The sequence below is a fragment of the Achromobacter sp. genome (assembly GCF_057314935.1).
The window spans coordinates 49,882-69,385 of record NZ_DBHKZA010000029.1; the positions used below are offsets into that span (position 1 = coordinate 49,882).

General features: G+C 64.5%; 18 protein-coding genes. 16 read left to right on the plus strand and 2 right to left on the minus strand.

The features are described from left to right. Positions 1-253: 253 nt before the first annotated feature. The 14 genes from ACO6D5_RS13040 to ACO6D5_RS13105 all read left to right on the plus strand — a co-directional run bounded on the left by ACO6D5_RS13040 (position 254) and on the right by ACO6D5_RS13105 (position 15,455). A complete protein-coding gene (locus ACO6D5_RS13040) occupies positions 254-667 on the plus strand; it encodes an ATP synthase subunit I (RefSeq protein ID WP_035214069.1) in 414 nt (137 codons plus the stop codon). An 87-nt stretch (positions 668-754) separates the two neighbouring features. Next, positions 755-1,636, plus strand: a complete 882-nt coding sequence (gene atpB / locus ACO6D5_RS13045) for a F0F1 ATP synthase subunit A (protein WP_006227276.1) — start codon at positions 755-757, stop codon at positions 1,634-1,636. A gap of 118 nt (positions 1,637-1,754) precedes the next feature. Beyond that, the gene (gene atpE, locus ACO6D5_RS13050) at positions 1,755-1,997 is read left to right on the plus strand and encodes a F0F1 ATP synthase subunit C (protein WP_003815363.1); all 243 of its coding nucleotides are present in this window, start codon (positions 1,755-1,757) and stop codon (positions 1,995-1,997) included. 144 nt (positions 1,998-2,141) lie between these two features. Continuing rightward, complete coding sequence (locus ACO6D5_RS13055; RefSeq protein WP_006227275.1) at positions 2,142-2,612, plus strand: F0F1 ATP synthase subunit B; 471 nt, start codon at positions 2,142-2,144, stop codon at positions 2,610-2,612. 12 nt (positions 2,613-2,624) lie between these two features. After that, positions 2,625-3,164 carry a F0F1 ATP synthase subunit delta gene (locus ACO6D5_RS13060; protein ID WP_088591229.1) on the plus strand — a complete coding sequence of 180 codons (540 nt, stop codon included), beginning with the start codon at positions 2,625-2,627 and terminating at the stop codon, positions 3,162-3,164. 28 nt (positions 3,165-3,192) lie between these two features. Continuing rightward, positions 3,193-4,734 (plus strand): F0F1 ATP synthase subunit alpha, encoded by a 1,542-nt coding sequence (atpA, locus tag ACO6D5_RS13065; RefSeq protein WP_088591228.1) that lies wholly within the window; start codon positions 3,193-3,195, stop codon positions 4,732-4,734. 98 nt (positions 4,735-4,832) lie between these two features. Next, entirely contained in the window at positions 4,833-5,738 is a 906-nt protein-coding gene (gene atpG / locus ACO6D5_RS13070) for a F0F1 ATP synthase subunit gamma (RefSeq protein WP_006227273.1), read from the plus strand. A 42-nt stretch (positions 5,739-5,780) separates the two neighbouring features. Beyond that, positions 5,781-7,184: a F0F1 ATP synthase subunit beta gene (gene atpD, locus ACO6D5_RS13075; protein ID WP_315844926.1), complete on the plus strand. Its 1,404-nt coding sequence runs from the start codon at positions 5,781-5,783 to the stop codon at positions 7,182-7,184. Between the two features lie 9 nt (positions 7,185-7,193). Further along, positions 7,194-7,619, plus strand: a complete 426-nt coding sequence (locus ACO6D5_RS13080) for a F0F1 ATP synthase subunit epsilon (protein ID WP_006227271.1) — start codon at positions 7,194-7,196, stop codon at positions 7,617-7,619. 195 nt (positions 7,620-7,814) lie between these two features. Continuing rightward, positions 7,815-8,669 carry a helix-turn-helix domain-containing protein gene (locus ACO6D5_RS13085; RefSeq protein WP_485825611.1) on the plus strand — a complete coding sequence of 285 codons (855 nt, stop codon included), beginning with the start codon at positions 7,815-7,817 and terminating at the stop codon, positions 8,667-8,669. A gap of 153 nt (positions 8,670-8,822) precedes the next feature. Continuing rightward, on the plus strand, positions 8,823-9,896 hold the full coding sequence (gene hemE, locus ACO6D5_RS13090) for a uroporphyrinogen decarboxylase (protein WP_105559611.1): 1,074 nt from the start codon (positions 8,823-8,825) through the stop codon (positions 9,894-9,896). Between the two features lie 351 nt (positions 9,897-10,247). After that, the gene (locus tag ACO6D5_RS13095) at positions 10,248-12,338 is read left to right on the plus strand and encodes a primosomal protein N' (RefSeq protein WP_315844928.1); all 2,091 of its coding nucleotides are present in this window, start codon (positions 10,248-10,250) and stop codon (positions 12,336-12,338) included. A 207-nt stretch (positions 12,339-12,545) separates the two neighbouring features. Beyond that, complete coding sequence (locus ACO6D5_RS13100; RefSeq protein ID WP_315844936.1) at positions 12,546-14,609, plus strand: UvrD-helicase domain-containing protein; 2,064 nt, start codon at positions 12,546-12,548, stop codon at positions 14,607-14,609. 18 nt (positions 14,610-14,627) lie between these two features. After that, entirely contained in the window at positions 14,628-15,455 is an 828-nt protein-coding gene (locus ACO6D5_RS13105) for an AraC family ligand binding domain-containing protein (protein ID WP_485825612.1), read from the plus strand. 28 nt (positions 15,456-15,483) lie between these two features. Here ACO6D5_RS13105 and ACO6D5_RS13110 read toward each other — a convergent pair whose 3' ends face one another. Next, a complete protein-coding gene (locus tag ACO6D5_RS13110; protein WP_315844930.1) occupies positions 15,484-16,545 on the minus strand; it encodes a beta-eliminating lyase-related protein in 1,062 nt (353 codons plus the stop codon). Positions 16,546-16,662: 117 nt separating this feature from the next. Here ACO6D5_RS13110 and ACO6D5_RS13115 point away from each other — a divergent pair, with 117 nt between their 5' ends. Both ACO6D5_RS13115 and ACO6D5_RS13120 read left to right on the plus strand, forming a co-directional pair. Further along, on the plus strand, positions 16,663-17,517 hold the full coding sequence (locus tag ACO6D5_RS13115) for a class II glutamine amidotransferase (RefSeq protein WP_485825613.1): 855 nt from the start codon (positions 16,663-16,665) through the stop codon (positions 17,515-17,517). A 154-nt stretch (positions 17,518-17,671) separates the two neighbouring features. Continuing rightward, positions 17,672-18,289, plus strand: coding sequence for a hypothetical protein (locus ACO6D5_RS13120; protein ID WP_315844932.1), 618 nt, complete (start codon positions 17,672-17,674; stop codon positions 18,287-18,289). An 82-nt stretch (positions 18,290-18,371) separates the two neighbouring features. On the opposite strand, the gene dapD is transcribed toward ACO6D5_RS13120, so the two are convergent. Then, positions 18,372-19,355 carry a 2,3,4,5-tetrahydropyridine-2,6-dicarboxylate N-succinyltransferase gene (dapD, locus tag ACO6D5_RS13125; protein WP_485825614.1) on the minus strand — a complete coding sequence of 328 codons (984 nt, stop codon included), beginning with the start codon at positions 19,353-19,355 and terminating at the stop codon, positions 18,372-18,374. Positions 19,356-19,504: the final 149 nt, after the last annotated feature.

Consider the following 19,504-nt stretch of genomic DNA (forward strand, 5'->3'; position numbering starts at 1 on the left):
AATAGCGGATGCTGAATAGGCGAGAGCTGAAAAGCGAAGGCTGAAAAGCATAGGCTGAAAAGCGAACCCGGGCAGGCTGGATCCAGACACTAGCGCGTACTGAGAGCGGTGCCTTTGACCTATGTAAGGCCAAAGCATCAGGTTTCAAGTGCGGGCACGCCGGTTCTGATAGGGGCAAGAAGTACAGCGGGGAAGTTTGATGCAGCAGAACTCGATGCAACATGTGCAACAGGGTTTGTTGGACCAGGACGAGATGGACAAGGTTCTGGTTCTCAGCGACGCGGATCGCGCGGCGCTGAATGCTCAAGCTAGCCGCGGGCTCCTGTTGGCATTGGCGGCGCAAGGCGCCATGGGGCTCGCAGCAGCAGTAATTGCGGGGGTTGTCGGAGGGGCGGCGGCGGGTTGGTCGGCGCTGGCGGGGGCGGGAGCGTATTTCATACCCAATGCGTTGTTCGCATTGCGCCTGGTTGTCAGCGTTCGGGCCGGTCGCGCCAGTCCCTTTACCTTTCTCTCTGGTGAGTTGATCAAGTTGTTCGCAACGGCATTGCTGTTGTGGGGGCTTTCGCGTGTGGCGCAGGACACCCTGGTGTGGCCCGCTGCATTGCTCGGTCTGATACTCACATTGAAGGGCTACCTCCTGCTCTTGATGTTCCGCAAGTTGTCTTAGCGCCGAGTAGTCAGTAGCGGCAAACGTGATCGTGGAATCGTCCGGCTCGCAAGGGTTCGGGCATACAGCAAATAGGGTAGGATTCAAATGGCTGCTGCCAGCGACGTGTCGCCTCAGTCCGCGTATATTCAGCATCACCTGGTGCATCTGAACAATACCGGTGAGAAACAGAGCGCAATTGCTCAGTTCGACATCATCAATTACGACTCGTTGTTCTGGTCCGGCCTGATGGGTCTGATCGTGATTTTCTTTCTGTGGCGCGCTGCTCGCCGCGCCACCAGTGGCGTGCCGACCCGCTTCCAGGCTTTCGTGGAAATGATCGTCGACATGGTCGACGACCAGGCCAAGGGCATCGTCCACAACGCCAAGAGCCGTCTTTTCATCGCCCCGCTGGCGCTCACCGTGTTCCTCTGGATCATCCTGATGAACGCGCTGGACTTGCTGCCGGTTGACCTGTTGCCCTCCATCTGGCGCCTGACCGGCCTGGGTGCGGAACATGGCGATCCCCTCTATTACCACCGCATTCTGCCGACCGCCGACCTGAACGTGCCGATGGGCATGTCGCTGGGCGTGCTGCTGCTGATGTTCTACTACGGCATCAAGATCAAGCACCCGGGCGGTTTCGTCAAAGAACTGTTCACCGCGCCGTTCCATGCGCATGGCCTGGGCGCCGTCGTGCTGGCCCCGTTCAACCTGCTGCTGAACCTGATCGAATACGCCGCCAAGTCCGTGTCGCTGGGCATGCGGTTGTTCGGCAACATGTTCGCCGGCGAACTGATTTTCATGCTGATCGCCCTCCTGGGCGGCGCCTGGACCGGCTTTAACGGTGCCAGCATCGGCTTGGGAATCGGCCACATCCTGGCCGGCTCCATCTGGGCGATCTTCCACATCCTGATCGTTCTTCTTCAAGCCTTCATCTTCATGATGCTGACGCTGGTGTATCTCGGCCAGGCACACGAAGGCCACTGATCCCCCGAATTTCCTGCGCTGGCCACCCGGCCAGCGTGGGATAGCAAGATTATCTTGCATTGAGCTGTACCCCTTATTTTTCAATTTTTGACTTCAGATTTCTAACCAAGGAGTTGTCATGACCAACGTCGCTTTCGTTGCCCTCGCTTGCGGTCTCATCATCGGTTTGGGTGCTATCGGCGCTTGCATCGGCATCGCACTGATGGGCGGCAAGTATCTGGAAGCTTCGGCTCGTCAGCCTGAGCTGATGAACGCTCTGCAAACGAAGATGTTCCTGCTGGCTGGCCTGATCGACGCGGCATTCCTGATCGGCGTGGGTATTGCCATGCTGTTCGCCTTCGCCAACCCGTTCGTCGGCTAAGGCAGCGCCCGCCGGCGAATAGGCGGGTCATGACGCTGGCGGCGATGAGGGCGCAAGTCCCATCGCCGGTCAGCAAAGTATCGAGTGCTCCGTGACGCCCCTTTCCGGGTGCGGTCGGAGCCGCAAGGTGTTAAAGGAACGACCGTGAATCTGAACGCGACGATCATTTTCCAGATGCTCGTGTTCTTCGTTCTGGGCTGGTTCACGATGAAATTCGTGTGGCCTCCTCTGACGAAGGCGATGGACGAGCGCCGCCAAAAAATCGCCGACGGCCTTGCCGCCGCGGAGAAGGGCAAAGCCGACTTGGCTCAAGCCCAGGCGCGTGTCAGTCTTATCGAGGCTTCTGCCAAGTCCGAAAACCACGCCCGCATCATCGAGGCCGAAAAGCAAGCCGCCTCCCTGATCGAGCAAGCCCGCCGTGAAGCGGAAGCTGAACGCGCCCGTATCGTGGCTCAAGCAGCTCAAGATGCCGCGCAGGAAGTTCAGCGCGCTCGTGACTCGCTGCGCGACGACGTTGCTGCGTTGGCTGTCAAGGGTGCTGAACAGATCCTCAAGCGCGAGGTTGACGCCCGCGCCCACGCCGAGCTGCTGAACCAGCTTCGCGCGCAGCTTTAATCCGGGACCGTCATGGCTGAACTTTCCACTGTTGCCCGTCCCTACGCTGAAGCGCTCTTCAGCGCAGCGCGCGACGACAAGGCCGGCTTGCCGGCCTGGGCCGACCTGGTCAGCGAAATGTCGCAGGTCGCCTCCAACCCCGACGTGCGCGAGGCCATGGCCGACCCGCGTCTGGGCGACAAGCAGCGCGTTGAGCTGTTTTCCGGCCTGATCAAGGTCGAACTGCCGCAGGCCGCCCGTAATTTCATCGAGCTGCTGGTTGAAAACGACCGACTGCTGCTGCTGCCCGACATCGCCACGCAATTCGTGGTGCTGCGGAATCGTCACGAGGGCACGGCGCAGGCGGAAATCACCAGCGCGTTCGAACTGAGCGACGACCAGGTCAAAGAACTGGTTGCCGCGCTCGAACAAAAATTCGGCCTCAAGCTCAAGCCCAACGTCACCGTCGACAAGTCGTTGATCGGCGGCGTGCGCGTGGCTGTCGGTGACCAGGTGCTCGATACTTCCGTACAAGCCCAATTGGTCCGCATGCGCGATCAGCTCGCCGCTTAAGGCAACTAACAGGATTCCAGGAGTCAATATGCAACTCAATCCCTCCGAGATCAGCGAACTGCTCAAGAGCCGCATCGAGGGCCTGGGCGCTTCGGCTGATGTCCGTACTCAGGGCACCGTCGTGTCCGTGACCGACGGTATTACCCGCATCCACGGCTTGTCCGATGTGATGCAGGGCGAAATGCTCGAATTTCCCAACAACGTTTTCGGTCTGGCGCTCAACCTTGAGCGCGATTCCGTCGGCGCCGTTATCCTCGGCGACTACACCGGCATCTCCGAAGGCGACCAGGTCAAGACGACCGGCCGCATTCTGGAAGTCCCGGTTGGTCCGGAACTCAAAGGCCGCGTGGTCAACACGCTGGGCGAGCCGATCGACGGCAAGGGTCCGGTCAACGCCAAAGAAACCGACATCATCGAAAAAGTGGCGCCTGGCGTTATCGCCCGCCGCTCGGTGTCGCAGCCGCTGCAAACCGGCATCAAGGCTATCGACTCGATGGTGCCGATCGGCCGCGGCCAGCGCGAACTGATCATTGGCGACCGCCAGACCGGCAAGACCGCTGTCGCTGTCGACACGATCATCAGCCAGAAGGGCAAGGGCGTCACCTGCGTGTACGTCGCTATCGGCCAGAAGGCTTCCACGATCAACAACGTGGTCCGCAAGCTGGAAGAGCACGGCGCGATGGAATACACCATCGTCGTGGCCGCTTCGGCTTCCGACTCGGCCGCCATGCAATACCTGGCCGCCTACGCCGGTTGCACGATGGGCGAATACTTCCGCGATCGCGGCGAAGACGCCCTGATCGTTTATGACGATCTGACCAAGCAAGCCTGGGCCTATCGCCAAGTGTCGCTGCTGCTGCGCCGTCCGCCGGGCCGCGAAGCCTACCCGGGCGACGTGTTCTACCTGCACTCGCGCCTCTTGGAACGTGCTGCCCGCGTGAACGAAGACTACGTCGAAAAGTTCACCAACGGCGCCGTCAAGGGCAAGACCGGTTCGCTGACGGCACTGCCGATCATCGAAACGCAGGCAGGCGACGTGTCCGCCTTCGTTCCGACCAACGTGATCTCGATCACCGACGGCCAGATCTTCCTGGAAACCGACCTGTTCAACGCCGGTGTCCGCCCCGCAATCAACGCCGGTATCTCGGTGTCGCGTGTGGGTGGCGCTGCGCAGACCAAGGTCGTCAAGAAGCTGTCCGGCGGTATCCGTACCGACTTGGCGCAGTACCGTGAACTGGCCGCCTTCGCGCAGTTCGCTTCCGACCTGGACGACGCGACCCGTCGCCAGCTGGAACGCGGCAAGCGCGTGGTCGAACTGCTCAAGCAGCCGCAATACCAGCCGCTGCAAGTGTGGGAACTGGCCGTCACGCTGTACACGGTCAACAACGGCTACCTGGATGACGTGGACGTGGCCCAAGTGCTGTCGTTCGAGAAGTCGCTCAAGGATCAACTGAAGGCCAAGCATGCGGCCATGATCCAGCGCATCGAAGACACCAAGGAACTGTCCAAGGACGACGAGGCCGAATTGGCCACCGCCGTTCAGGAATTCAAGAAGCACGGTGCTTTTTAAGAAAGTGATGGGTTAGGCGTCTGCAACGCCTCACCTATCCTTACCGGATGGTTGAGGCGTGAGCGGAACCCATCGGCCAGTCTTCACAGGAAAGCGCAATGCCCGGAATTAAGGAAATCCGAACCAAGATCAAGAGCGTGCAAAACACGCGCAAGATCACCAAGGCGATGGAAATGGTCGCCGCATCCAAAATGCGCAAGGCGCAGGAACGGATGCGTGCTGGTCGTCCGTACGCCACCAAGGTGCGCGAGATTGCTGCGCACCTGATGCAGGCCAACCCCGAGTACAGCCACCCGTACCTGGTCGAACGCGAAATCAAAGCGGTCGGCGTGGTCATGGTGACGACTGACAAGGGTTTGTGCGGCGGCTTGAACACCAACATCACTCGCGTGACGTTGGGCAAGCTGAAAGAGTTCGAGAAAAACGGCATCGCCGTGCAAGCGACCGCTTTCGGCAATAAGGGCGTGGGTGTGCTGACCCGTATCGGCGCCAAACTGGTTTCCCAGGAAGTGCAACTGGGCGACAAGCCGCAACTGGACCGCCTGCTGGGCGCGATCAAGGTGCAGCTGGACGCCTACCTGGATGGCCGCATCGACGCGCTGTACGTGGCATCGACCCGCTTCGTCAATACGATGAAGCAGGAGCCGCTGTTCTTGCGTCTGCTGCCGTTGGCTAGTGGTTTGGAAGATCCGTACCAAACGGGTGCCGAGAGCCTGGCCAAGACGTCGGAAGTGAAGTCGGACTACAGCTGGGATTACATCTACGAACCCGACGCCCGTAGCGTGATCGACGACCTGCTGCAGCGTTACGTTGAAGGCCTGCTGTATCAAGCCGTGGCCGAGAACATGGCTTCGGAGCAGTCGGCCCGGATGGTCGCCATGAAGGCGGCGTCGGACAACGCCAAGAAGGTCATCGGAGAGCTGCAACTGGTCTACAACAAGACCCGTCAGGCCGCGATCACCAAAGAAATTTCGGAAATCGTAGGGGGCGCTGCCGCCGTTTAAGGCAGGCAGCTCCCATCTAAAGCTATCAAGCAAGGAATCGACATGAGCAACGGAACCATCGTTCAGTGCATCGGCGCCGTGGTGGATATTCAGTTCCCCCGCGATCACATGCCCAAGATTTATGAAGCGCTTACCCTGGCTGAGGACGAGTCCTCCTCGTTCGCCGAAAAGGGTCTGACGCTGGAAGTGCAGCAACAGCTGGGCGACGGCGTGGTGCGTACCATTGCGCTGGGCTCCAGCGACGGCCTGCGCCGCGGCATGAAGGTCACCGGCACGGGCGCCCCGATCTCGGTGCCGGTCGGCACCGGCACGCTGGGCCGCATCATGGACGTGCTGGGTCGTCCCATCGACGAAGCCGGCCCGATCCAACACGAAGAAAAGCGTGGCATCCACCAAAGCGCTCCCCGCTTCGACGAACTGTCGCCGTCGGTGGAACTGCTGGAAACCGGCATCAAGGTTATTGACTTGGTCTGCCCGTTCGCAAAGGGCGGCAAGGTCGGCCTGTTCGGCGGCGCCGGCGTGGGCAAGACCGTGAACATGATGGAACTCATCAACAACATCGCTAAGCAGCACAGCGGTTTGTCGGTGTTTGCCGGCGTGGGTGAGCGTACCCGCGAAGGCAACGACTTCTACCACGAAATGGAAGAGTCGAACGTTCTGGACAAGGTCGCGATGGTGTTCGGTCAGATGAACGAACCCCCGGGCAACCGTCTGCGCGTGGCGCTGACCGGCCTGACGATGGCCGAGAAGTTCCGTGACGAAGGCCGCGACATCCTGTTCTTCGTGGACAACATCTACCGCTACACGCTGGCCGGTACCGAAGTGTCCGCACTGCTGGGCCGTATGCCGTCGGCCGTGGGTTATCAGCCCACGCTGGCTGAAGAAATGGGCAAGCTGCAAGAGCGCATCACGTCGACCAAGACGGGCTCGATCACCTCGATCCAGGCCGTGTACGTCCCTGCGGATGACTTGACCGACCCGTCGCCTGCCACGACCTTCCAGCATTTGGACTCCACCGTCGTGCTGTCGCGTGACATCGCTTCGCTGGGTATCTACCCGGCCGTGGACCCGCTGGATTCGTCCAGCCGCCAGCTCGACCCGCAAGTCGTCGGCGAAGAGCACTACGCCGTGGCTCGTGGCGTGCAGCAAACGCTGCAGCGCTACAAGGAACTGCGCGACATTATCGCGATTCTGGGTATGGACGAACTGTCGCCGGAAGACAAGCAGGCCGTGGCCCGCGCTCGTAAGATCCAGCGTTTCCTGTCGCAGCCGTTCCACGTTGCTGAAGTGTTCACCGGCTCGCCCGGCAAGTACGTTCCGCTGGCCGAAACCATCCGTGGTTTCAAGATGATCGTGAACGGCGAGTGCGATGCCCTGCCGGAACAGGCCTTCTACATGGTCGGTTCGATCGACGAGGCCTTCGAGAAGGCCAAGAAACTGCAATAAGGAACCGATATGGCTACCCTGCATGTGGATGTCGTCAGCGCAGAGGAAGCGATCTTCTCCGGTGAGGCGAAGTTCGTGGTGCTGCCTGGCGAAGCGGGTGAACTGGGCATTCTGCCCGGCCACACCCCGCTGATTTCGCGCATACGCCCCGGGACGGTCAAGATCGTTCGTGCCGACCAAGGCGAGGAAAACATCTTCGTCGCCGGGGGCATTCTGGAAGTGCAGCCGGGCAGCGTGACGGTTCTGGCCGACACGGCTATCCGTGCCGCCGACCTGGACGAAGCCCGTGCCCTGGAAGCTCGCAAGAAGGCCGAAGAGGCCCTTGCGAACGCCAAGGACAAGGCTGACATCGCTGTCGTCGAAGCGGAACTCGCCATGCTGGCTGCGCAAGCCATCGCGGCGCGCAAGCTGCGCCAAGGCGGTCGTTCGCACTAAGCGGCAAAGCAGTACCCCCGGGGTTCGCCCTGGATTGAAAAAAGCGGCCAGTGGCCGCTTTTTTCATGCCCGCGCGGTTTGTGCCTGTGCGTCAGTTGCCTGTGTGGGACGACCGCAATGCGTTCAATACGAATGGCGACGCGGCGTGCGCGACAGTAGCCTGCAACTTTGCCGACTTGGCCAAAGGGGGGAAGCGTGCGAGAAGTCCTGGATTGCGGGGTGCTGTTGGCGCCTGGCCACGAAGGCGCCATGCGCGATTGGGTTGCCCGGACCCAAGCCCGGCTGACGCGGATCCGGCTTCACCTGGTGCCGCTGGCTCGCACCCACACCGCGGGGCCCGCTGACGTGCCCGCTGACGTGCCCGGTGCAGTGCCGGCGCCTGGCCCCGACTCGGACTCGCATCCGTTGCAGGACGTCCAGGTGCTCGCGCGCCTGGCGATATCGCTTAGGCGCTATGACGGCTGCATCCTGCCTGTGACGCCGGCCACGGTCGCGTGGGCACGCATGGCCCTGGCGCAGGCAGGCGCCGCGCTGACGACGCCCATCCTGCTGCTGATGGACGACATGAAGGCCCCCGCCATCGAAGACCTGCTGGGCTTGGGCGTGGCGGACTTCATCGCGCAGCCCGCGTGCCTGGAAAGCATGCGGGTGCGTCTGGACCGGATGGCGAGGCCTGCCGTGTGGCGCAACGGGGCGCGCGCCGGTGTGCGGGAACCGGCGGCCAGCTACCCGGGCGCGGCCGAGGCGGGCGCGCACGAGGCGGCTCGTCCGCGGGTGCCGGCTGAACTTGTCGCACAGGCCGCGGCCGGCATGCGCGAGGCACGGCGCGCGCCCGCGCAGGAATCGTTCCGCCTGGCCAAATCGCGCGTGGTCGACGGTTTCGAGCGGGATTACATCCGTCACGCCTTGTCCCGTCATGGTGGCAACGTGGCTCAGGCGGCGCGGGCCTGCGACAAGCACCGCCGCGCATTCTGGGCGCTGATGCGCAAGCACGGCATCGAGGCCGCGCCGTTTCGGCAGGCGGCGCTGGCGCGCAGGGCAGAGGACTGAAACGCCGGGATTGACCCTGCGCGGTGCTGAAAAAGCGGAAATGCGCGACAGAACTGCCGCAGGCTTGCGCCCAAGCAAGCCAGGTCTGGCTGGCCGGCGCGCCTTGTCAGCTTGGGGAAGTAAAATCACGGCTTCCGATCATCGAGGATAGTCGTGTCTGCTTCCAGCTTGAAGAACGATGTGTTCTTGCGCTCGCTCTTGCGCGAGCCCGTGCCCTATACCCCGATCTGGCTGATGCGCCAGGCGGGTCGCTACCTGCCCGAATACCGCGCGACGCGCGCCCGGGCGGGCTCTTTCATGGGCCTGGCTCAGAATCCGGACTATGCGATGGAAGTGACATTGCAGCCGCTTGAGCGTTTCGACCTGGATGCGGCCATCCTGTTCTCGGACATCCTGACGGTGCCGCACGCGATGGGCCTGGGCCTGGACTTCGCCGAGGGCGAGGGCCCGCGCTTTGCCCGCCCGGTGCGCACCGAGGACGATGTGGCGCGCCTGGCCGTGCCCGACATGGACAAGCTGCGCTACGTGTTCGATGCCGTCAGCGTCATCCGTCGCGAACTGGACGGCAAGGTGCCGCTGATCGGCTTTGCCGGCAGCCCGTTCACCATCGCCTGCTACATGGTCGAAGGGCAGGGCAGCGACGACTACCGCCTGATCAAGACGATGCTGTATTCGCGTCCGGATCTGCTGCACCGGATCCTGGAAATCAACGCCGAAGCCACGTTGCAATACCTCAACGCGCAGATCGCCGCAGGCGCGCAGGCCGTCATGCTGTTCGACAGCTGGGGCGGCGTGCTGGCCGATGGCCTGTTCCAGCAGTTCTCGCTGGCGTACACGAAAAAGGTCGTGGCCGGCCTGACCCGTGAGCACGAAGGACGGCGCGTGCCGGTCATCGTCTTCACCAAGGGCGGCGGCCAGTGGCTGGAGCAAATCGCGGCTTGCGGCTGCGATGCGGTCGGCCTGGACTGGACGGTGGACCTGGCCGCGGCCCGCCGCCGCACCGGCGATTCGGTGGCCTTCCAGGGCAACCTGGACCCCATGGCGCTGTTCGGCGGCGCGTCCGCCATCCGTACGGAAGCTCGCCGCGTGCTGGACGCTTTCGGCCCGGTGGGCAAGGGCGGCCACGTGTTCAACCTGGGACACGGGATTTCGCGGTTTACACCGCCCGAAGCGGTAGCGGAATTGGTCGACGAAGTCCACCAACACAGCCGCTCGCTGAGGGGGTAAGTGAGTGAACGCTTCGGTCCGAAGGGCCGAAGTTTGAGGGCCCCGGCGGACACTTGTGCACAGCAAGATTTTGCTCGGGGAAAACCCTTTAGAAGCTAGTTTACAATCTTGGAAGACTGCATAAGTATTTGTTTTTAAAAACAAAAATCAAGTTTTCCACCGGATTGCAACAGCGTGCGCAATCTACGCTTATTCCAAATCTTGACGTTGCCCCAGCCTTTTCCCCAAAGTTATCCACAGGCGGGGCTGGAGCAAGCTGGCGCGTTGGGGCGACAATTGCCCCCGCAGCGCCTCCCTTAGCCATTTCCCGCCATCCAGGTCTCACCCGCCCCATGCACCCTCCCAGCATCCATGTCTGAAGCGCCGCCGATTACGACTCCCGCTGCGGTTTGCTGGGTGCGCGTGGCGCTCGACGTGCCCTTGCCCGGCCCCTTCGATTACCGCAGCGATGCCCCGGTGCCGGTCGGCCTGCGCGTGATCGTGCCGTTCGGGCGGCGCAAGATGATCGGGGTGGTGGTGGAGAACCCGGCCGAGCCCTCGTTCGACCCCAAGCAGATTCGCCCCATCGAGCAAGTGCTGGACGACCTGCCGCCCTTTGACGAGGATTGGCTGCGCCTGGCGCGGTTTGCCGCGGAGTACTACCAGCGGCCCCTGGGCGAGGTGATGCTGCCGACGTTGCCGCCGCCCCTGCGCAAACCCACGGCGTATCAGGGCAAGCGGTCGGCGGGCGGCCCGGTGGCGCGGCTGGACAACCGCAAGCGCAAGACGGCGCGTGCGCCGGCCAAGGCCGACCAGCCGCCCGAACTGAACGAGGCGCAAGCCGCCGCCGTGGACGCCATCGGCGCCTTGGCCGGCTTCAAGCCCGTGCTGCTGCATGGCGTGACGGGCAGCGGCAAGACCGAGGTCTACCTGCGAGCCGCCGAACGCGTACTGGCCCAGGGGCGCCAGGTGCTGTTGATGGTGCCCGAAATCAACCTGACGCCGCAGCTGGAAGGCGCGCTGCGTGCCCGCCTTGAGGCGCTGGTGGGCCCGGACGGGCTGGCCGTCATGCACAGCGGCCTGTCCGACGGCGAACGCCTGCAGGCCTGGGCCCGCGCCCAGCGCGGCGACGCGCGCATGCTGCTGGGCACGCGCATGTCGATCTTCGCGCCCTTGAGCAAGCTGGGGTTGATCGTCGTGGATGAAGAACACGACGCCTCTTACAAGCAGCAGGACGGACTGCGCTATTCGGCGCGCGACCTGGCCGTGTGGCGCGCCCATGACCTGGATATCCCCGTGGTGCTGGGGTCGGCCACGCCATCGCTGGAAACCTGGCAGCACGCCGAGCGCGGCCGCTACCTGCGCCTGACGCTGCCGGCCCGGGCGCGATCCAGCAGCCTGCCCTCCATGCGGCTGGTGGACACGCGCCGCCTGCAGATGAAGCACGGCATGTCGCCGCACCTGCTGGAGGCCATCGGCCAGCGGCTGGAGCGCAAAGAGCAGTCGCTGATCTTCCTGAACCGGCGCGGCTACTCGCCCGTGCTGCATTGCCAGTCGTGCGCATGGGTCAGCAATTGCCCGCGCTGCACGGCCTTTACCGTGCTGCATCGCACCGAGGGCCGTGGCCACCGCCTGCAGTGCCACCATTGCGGCTATCAGGCGCCGGTGCCTCGCGCATGCCCCGAATGCGGCGACCAGGACCTGGCGCCGATGGGCCGCGGCACGCAGCGCATCGAAGAGCATCTGGCCGAGCTGTTCCCCGGCGCCCGCATCTTGCGCATCGATGCGGACAGCACGCGCAAGAAGGGCAGCGCCGAGGCGTTGTTCGCGTCGGTGCATGCGGGCGAAGTGGACATCCTGGTCGGCACGCAGATGGTGGCCAAGGGACACGATTTCGCGCGCCTGGGATTGGTCGGCGTGCTGAATTCCGATTCGATGCTGTTCGCGCACGACTTCCGCGCGCCCGAGCGCCTGTTCGCCCAATTGATGCAGGTGGCCGGCCGTGCCGGGCGCCACCAGGGCAACGGCGAAGTGCTGATCCAGACCGGCTACCCCGAGCAGCCCGTCTACCAGGCGCTGCTGCGGCACGACTACGCGGGCTTCGCGCGGCATGCGCTGCATGAACGCGAAAGCACCGGCCTGCCGCCGTTCGTCTATCAGGCGCTGCTGACGGCCGAGGCGCGCGAACTGAAGGTGGCGCAAGCTTTCTTGGAGCGCGCGCGGGTGCTGCCCGAAGGGGAATGGGCGGCCGATTTTCCAGGGCTGGACGCGATCATGCTGTACGACCCCGTGCCGCTGCGGGTGCTGCGGGTGGCCAACATCGAACGCGCGCAACTGCTGGTGGAAAGCAGCAGCCGGCCGGCCCTGCAGGCGTTCCTGGCGTCGTGGTCGCACCATCTGCCCTACATCGCCAACGAGGCGCGCGTGCGCTGGCAACTGGAAGTCGATCCGCTGGAGATCTGACCCCTCGGGATCTGCCGATGCGTCATCCATCCGATTGTTCTATGATCGTCTTCCTCTATCGCGCTGGCGCGGCAGGCCCGCATCGGCGGCTGCGCCCGTCCCCATTTTCTCGCGTAGTACCGGCCCGCTGACGGGCGGCCGCAGGCCCTGCGCCTGGCGGCCGCCTCCGCATTGCGGCGAGCGCGATGCATGACGACCCAACTCAAAATGTCCGCAAGCGAATCTATTGGTCAAGGCATGAATCCCGCCCAGAAAGAGGCGGTGCTTTACCTGGACGGCCCGTGCCTCGTGCTGGCCGGCGCCGGCAGCGGCAAGACGCGTGTGATCACGCAGAAAATCGCGTATCTGCTGCGCGAGTGCGGCTACATGGGCCGCAACGTGGTGGCGCTGACCTTCACCAACAAGGCCGCGCGCGAGATGGACGAGCGCGTGAAGACGCTGGTGGATCGCAAGCTGTCCAAGGGCCTGATCATCAGCACGTTCCATTCGCTGGGCGTGAAGATGCTGCGCGAAGAGGCGCGCAACGCGGGCTTGAAGCCCACGTTCTCGATCCTGGATGCCGATGACGCCATGTCCATCATCCAGGAATTGCTGGCCACCACCGACAAGGCCCGCCTGCGCCACGTGCAAGGCATCATTTCGCTGTGGAAGAACGCGCTGCTGGAGCCGGACGACGCCGCGCGCGAGGCGGTCACGCCGGGCGACGTCGAAGCGGCCAACATCTACCGCAGCTACGCCGCCACGCTGGCGGCCTATCAGGCGGTGGACTTCGACGACCTGATTCGTATCCCCGCGTTGCTGCTGGCCAGCAACGAGGAAGTGCGCACGCGCTGGCAGAACCGCGTGCGCTACCTGCTGGTGGACGAATACCAGGACACCAACGTGTGCCAGTACCGCCTGGTGCAGCTGCTGACCGGGTCGCGCGCCATGTTCACGGCGGTGGGCGACGACGACCAGGCGATCTACGCCTGGCGCGGCGCGACCATCGAGAACCTGGCCAAGCTGACGACCGATTATCCGAACATCAAGCTCATCAAGCTGGAGCAGAACTACCGATCGGTGCAGCGCATCCTGGCCGCCGCCAACCAGGTCATCGAGAAGAACCCCAAGCTGTTCGACAAGAAGCTGTGGTCGGACCTGGGCGTGGGCGAACCGATCCTGGTGTCGGCGATGGACGGCGAAGAGCAGGAAGCCGAATCCATCGCCATGAAGGTGTCGGCCTCGCGCTTCGAACGCCAGGCGCAGTGGAAGGATTTCGCCATCCTGTACCGCAGCAACCACCAGTCGCGCATCCTGGAGCAGGCGCTGCGCAATCTGAAGATTCCGTACACGATCTCGGGCGGGCAAAGCTTTTTCGACAAGACCGAAGTGCGCGACGTGCTGTCGTATCTGCGCCTTCTGGCCAACGACGACGACGACCCCGCGTTCATCCGCGCCGCCACCACGCCCAAGCGCGGCATCGGCCAGGCGACCCTGCAGGTGCTGGGCCAGTACGCGGCTTCGCGCGAGATCTCGCTGTTGGCGGCGGTGGCCGAAACCGGTCTGGAAAGCCTGCTGGCGCCGCGCCAGCTGGACCCCCTGCGCACCTTCGCCGAGTTCATCCGGCGCATGCAGTGGCGTGCCGGACGCGGCGCGGCCTCGGGCAAGGACGCCGCGCCCGCCGAGCCCGCGGGCGTCATCCTGGACGACCTGGTGGAAGCCATCCAGTACGAGCGCCACCTGTTCGAACTGTTCGAGGAACGCCCGGCGCAGACGCGTTGGCAGAACGTGCTGGAACTGACGGGCTGGCTCAAGCGCAAGGCCGAAGAAGACAACATGACACTCTTCGACCTGGTGCAGCACGTGGCGCTGGTGACCATGCTGGAGCGTGGCGAAGAAGAAGAGCCCGACGCCGTCAAGATGTCGACGCTGCATGCCTCCAAGGGGCTGGAGTATCCGCACGTGTATCTGGCCGGCGTGGAAGAAGGGCTGCTGCCTCACCTGGGCAAGGACGATGAAGTCGGTGACCCCGCGCGCGCGGCCGAGAACCTGGCCACGCGCATCCAGGAAGAACGCCGCCTGATGTATGTGGGCATCACGCGTGCGCAGCGCAGCCTGAACCTGAGCTGGTGCAAGCGCCGCCGCCGCGCCCGTGAAGACCTGGTGCGCGAGCCGTCGCGCTTCATCGAAGAGATGGGCCTGGGTGATGTGCGGGTGCAGGAAGACGAAGCCACGGCCGCCATGAATCCCAAGGAGCGCATGGCGATGCTGAAGGCGCTGTTGAAGAAGTAGCGCTTGGGAGCCGACGCCATGAAAGACGACGTCCGATATCGCCCGGTGCCCGGCACGCCGGGGCTGGTGCTGGGCCAGGCGCGGTTCAGCGAGTTCCAGTTCGACCGCCATTACCATGTGGACTACCACATCGGCCTGGTGACGCAGGGCGTGCAGCGCCAGTGCTTTCGCGGCAGGAGCATCCTGCTGGGTCCCGGCAGCCTTGCCCTGATGCCGCCGGGCGAGATCCACGATGGCGCGGGCGTCGACGACTACGGCGCCTCGTACACGCTGAAGACCTTCCGCCTGTCGGCCAAGCTGATGCGCGGTTTCATCGAAGACGTGTCGGGCGCCATGGCGGAGGAACGCTTCTCTGCGACATTGGTGGAAGACGCCGCGCTGGCCGCCCGTTTCATGGCGTTGCACAGCGTGTGGATGTCGGGCGCGCCGAATGAGCCGCTGGCGCAGGAATCGCAGTCACTGGCGTTGATGGGCACCTTGTTCGCGCGCACCGGCGCCGTGCAGCCCGAAACGGTCAAGGGAGGCTTGTCCGCCACGCATCTGCACGCCGTGCGCGACTATTGCCAGGCGCATCTGTGCGAGAAGATCGCGCTGGACGACCTGGCCCGGCTATGCGGACTGAGCCGCTTCCAGTTCCTGCGGCGTTTCACGCATTCCGCGGGCCTGACGCCGCACGCATGGTTGGTGCGGCTGCGGCTGGAACGCGCCTGCGCGGCGCTGGCCACCGAACGGGTATCGGTGGCCCAGGTGGCGGCGGACGTGGGCTTCTATGACCAGAGCCACTTCAATCGTGCCTTCCGCATGGCTTACGGCGCGCCGCCTTCGGCGTACCAGCCCGCGGCCTAGGCCGCGGACCCACAAGTCAGGACAGGTCTTAAGCCACCCGCGCGCGCAACGCGGACAGGAAGTGGTCCACATCCTGCTCCTGCGTCGCGAACGACGTCACCAGGCGCACGACGCCCGGGCCCCAGCGGTCATGATAGAAGCGAAAGCCATCGGCCAGCAGGCCTTCGATGGCCTGGGCAGGCAATTGGCAGAACAGGATGTTGGCGTCCACCGTGCCTTGCAGCGCCACGCCCGGCAGCCCTTGCATGCCGGCCGCCAGCCTTGCGGCCATGGCGTTGGCCTGGCGGGCGTTGCGCAGCCACAAGTCGTTGTCCAGATAGGCCTCCAGCTGCGCCGACAGCAAGCGCATCTTCGAGAACAGATGGCCGCCGCGCTTGCGGCGGAACGCCAGTTCACGAGCCCGTTCCGGATTGAACAGCACGATGGCCTCGGCGCCCAGCACGCCGTTCTTGGTGGCGCCGAACGACAGGACCTCGACGCCCGCCTTCCACGTCATTTCCGCCGGCGTGCAGTCCAGGCTGACCAGCGCATTCGCAAAGCGCGCGCCGTCCATGTGCAAGGGCAGGCCGGCGTCGCGGCAGATGCCGCCGATGGCGTTGATTTCATCCAGCGTGTAGACGCCGCCGGTTTCGGTGGCCTGCGTGATGCTGACGCACGATGGTTGGACGGAGTGCACGTCGCCCACTTTGCGGCGGGCTTCCACGGCCAGTTCAGCCGGATCGATCTTGGCGGCCTCGCCACCCAAGAGCTTCAAGCGCGCGCCGTTGGTGTAGAACTCGGGCGCGCCGCACTCGTCATTGGCGATGTGGGCCTGCGCGTGGCACAGCACGGCGCCCCAAGGGGGCGTCAACGCGGACAGGCTGATGGAATTGGCGGCGGTGCCGGTGGGCACCAGCAGCACGTCCACGTCGCGTTCGAAAATGTCGGCCAGCTTGCGCTGCACGCGCAAGGAACCGTCGTCGGTGCCATAGGCCGGGGCCTGGCCGGTTCCGGCGCGCAGCAGGGCGTCGAAGACTTCCGGGCTGGCGCCCGCGATGTTGTCGCTGGAAAAACCCTGTTGCAGGGCGGGGACGGATGAGGGCGTAGTCACAGGCAGGTTCCGGCTGATGCGGGGAAAATGGCACTATGCCGCGGCGCGGACGGGCAAGCTTGTAGAAAATTGCGGGTCGCTCCTACACTGGGCGAGTCTGTCTTGAAGGAGCGCGTCATGTGTCGTTGGCTGGCTTACACCGGTAGTCCCCTGCAGATGGAGAGCGTGCTCTTCAAGGCCAAGCACTCGCTGATCGACCAGAGCCTGCACGCGCGCCTGGGCGCCACCACGACCAACGGCGACGGCTTCGGCCTGGGCTGGTATGGCCGCGCCCCGGCGGGCCAGTCTCCCGAACCTCCGTTCCGCTACCGCAGCGTGCATCCCGCCTGGAACGACCGCAACCTGCGCGAGGCGGCGCGCGCGATCCATGCGCCGCTCTTCGTCGCGCACATCCGCGCGGCCACCGATACGCCCGCGCAAGAGACCAATTGCCATCCGTTCCGGCACGGGCAGTGGCTGTTCGTGCACAACGGCGTCATCCGCGACTATCCGCTTTTGCGCCGCGATCTGATGCTGATGATCGCGCCAGCGTATTTCGGGTCGCTGGAAGGGTCGACGGATTCCGAGGTGATGTTCCTGCTGGCGCTGACGTTCGGCCTGGAAGAAGACCCGATCCCCGCGCTGGCCCGCATGGTGGGCGCGGTGGAAGAGACCGGGCGACGCCATGGCGTCACGCATCCCATCAACATGACCGTCTGCGCGCTGGACGGTCATCGCCTGATCGCGGTGCGCTATTCCAGCGAGGCCGAATCGCGTACCTTGTTCCACAACACCTGCGTGCGCCATTTGCGCGAACTGTATCCGCAGGACCCGCAGATCGCCGCGCTGGACGAGGACGCCTTCCTGCTGCTGTCCGAGCCGTTGACCGAGATGCCCGGGGCCTGGGAAGAGGTGCCGGAGGCGACCGCGATCATCGCGGGCGGCGGGGATGTGCGGCACCATCCGTTCGTGCCGATACCGCCGGGCGCCTGACGCGCGCGTGTGCTTGCGGCCCCCAAGGGGGCGGCCTTTATCAGCGATAAAAGGGGTCATCAAGCACGTATTCCTCATATGGGGGAGAATGCGTGTCGCATGACTTTGCGACGTCCTGGGCCGCGAAAGCACCCTAACTGAATAAGGAAGTTGCATGACTAATAGCAAAACCCCGCAGGCATCTGACGCATTGGCGGTGTTTACGCACACGGGGAGCGCCCCGGATCGCTTTGAATTGCATGACAAGGGCGTGGTCAGCCAGCATGGCGACACACGCGATTACGCCGCTTTCGCGGACATCCAGGATCTTTGCCTGTTCGCCTCTGGCCCGGCCGCGGCGGGTCAGGTAGACAGCTTTGCCTACCGCACGGATTCGGCCCAAGACTGGACCGTGGTGCCCAGCGGCACCAGCGATTTTCCCGCATTCATGGACGGATTCCGCTCGCGCTACGTCGAGCAGCGCCTGCCCGTGCTGGAAGCCATGATCGCCAATGGCACGCGCGTTCCGTTCCGCTATATCAAGGCCGGCGAGTTCCCTGGCCTGGAAACGCAAGAACTGGCCCTCTCGGCGCAAGGCCTGCATATCGGCGGCGCCACCTGGCCTTATGAGTCGCTCAAGCGCATCGACCTGAACGACTGGACCGAGACGGTCACCCTGCAAGACGACAGCGGCAAGACGGTGTTCTCGTGCTTGGCCACGCGCATCCTCAGCTCGGACCTGTTGGTGAACCTGGTGTACGACCAGTTGGGGCAGACGGCGGAATACGCCTGACCGGGACACGGCCCCAAGCGGCGCCGGGCGCGCCGGCTTTTCCCGGATGAAGAAAGGGCCGCTCGCAGCGGCCCTTTTCGATTCAATGCCCCGCGTGCAGCGCGGGGTTCAAGGTGCCCCAGGCCGCGGTACGCACGAGGCACTCCACCGCGCCGGTTTGCGAGTTGCGGCGGAACAGCAGGCCGTGCTGGCCCGCCAGCGACACGGCTTTCACCACGGCGCCTTCCGGCGTCAGCACGCGCGTGCCAGCGGTGACGTAGCAGCCGGCCTCGACCACGCAATCATCCCCCAGCGAGATGCCCAGGCCCGAGTTGGCGCCCAGCAGGCAGCGCTTGCCGATGGACACCACCTGCTTGCCGCCGCCCGACATGGTGCCCATGATCGACGCGCCGCCGCCGATGTCGGTGCCGTCATCGACGATGACGCCCGCGCTGATGCGGCCTTCGACCATGGACGCGCCGAGCGTGCCGGCGTTGAAGTTGCAGAACCCTTCGTGCAGCACGGTGGTGCCCGCCGCCAGGTGCGCGCCCAGCCGCACGCGGGCAGCGTCAGCGATGCGCACGCCGCCGGGCACGACGTAGTCGGTCATGCGGGGAATCTTGTCGATGCCGCGGATCTCCAGCGTCTGGCCGATGGCGCGCAGCTGCCAGCGCAAGGCGTCGACCTGGTCGACGGCGCAGGGCCCGACGGACGTCCACGCGACGTTGGCCAGCACGCTGAACAGGCCGTCCAGGTTGGCGTCGTGGGGACGGATGAGGCGATGGCTGAGCAGATGCAGCCGCAGATAGGCGTCATGCGCGTCGGCGGGCGGTTCCGCTAGCGAGGGGATCGCGGTGCGCACGGCGACGATATCGACTTTGCGGCGGGTGTCCCGGATAAGGGCGGTGGGCACGTGCTCACCCAGCGCGGCGCGCGCTTCTTCAGGCGTCAGATGCCGGGTGCCGCCGGCAGGGGTGTGATCGGCCAGCGACGGGCGCGGATACCAGGTATCAAGAATCGTGCCGTCGGCGGCAAGAGTGGCAAGGCCGTAGGCGATGGCGCTTTGAGGTGCGGGGGCGGCGGACATGGCGGGGAGTTCTGGACTGGAATTGGGAGGATTCTAGGCGATTGTGGGGGCCGGGCGGGGGATCTTCGTGGGACGGCGTCCAGATCTTCGTGGGGAGTACTTTGGATCTTCTTTGGACGCTGTTCAGATCTTCGTGGGACGCCCGTCGG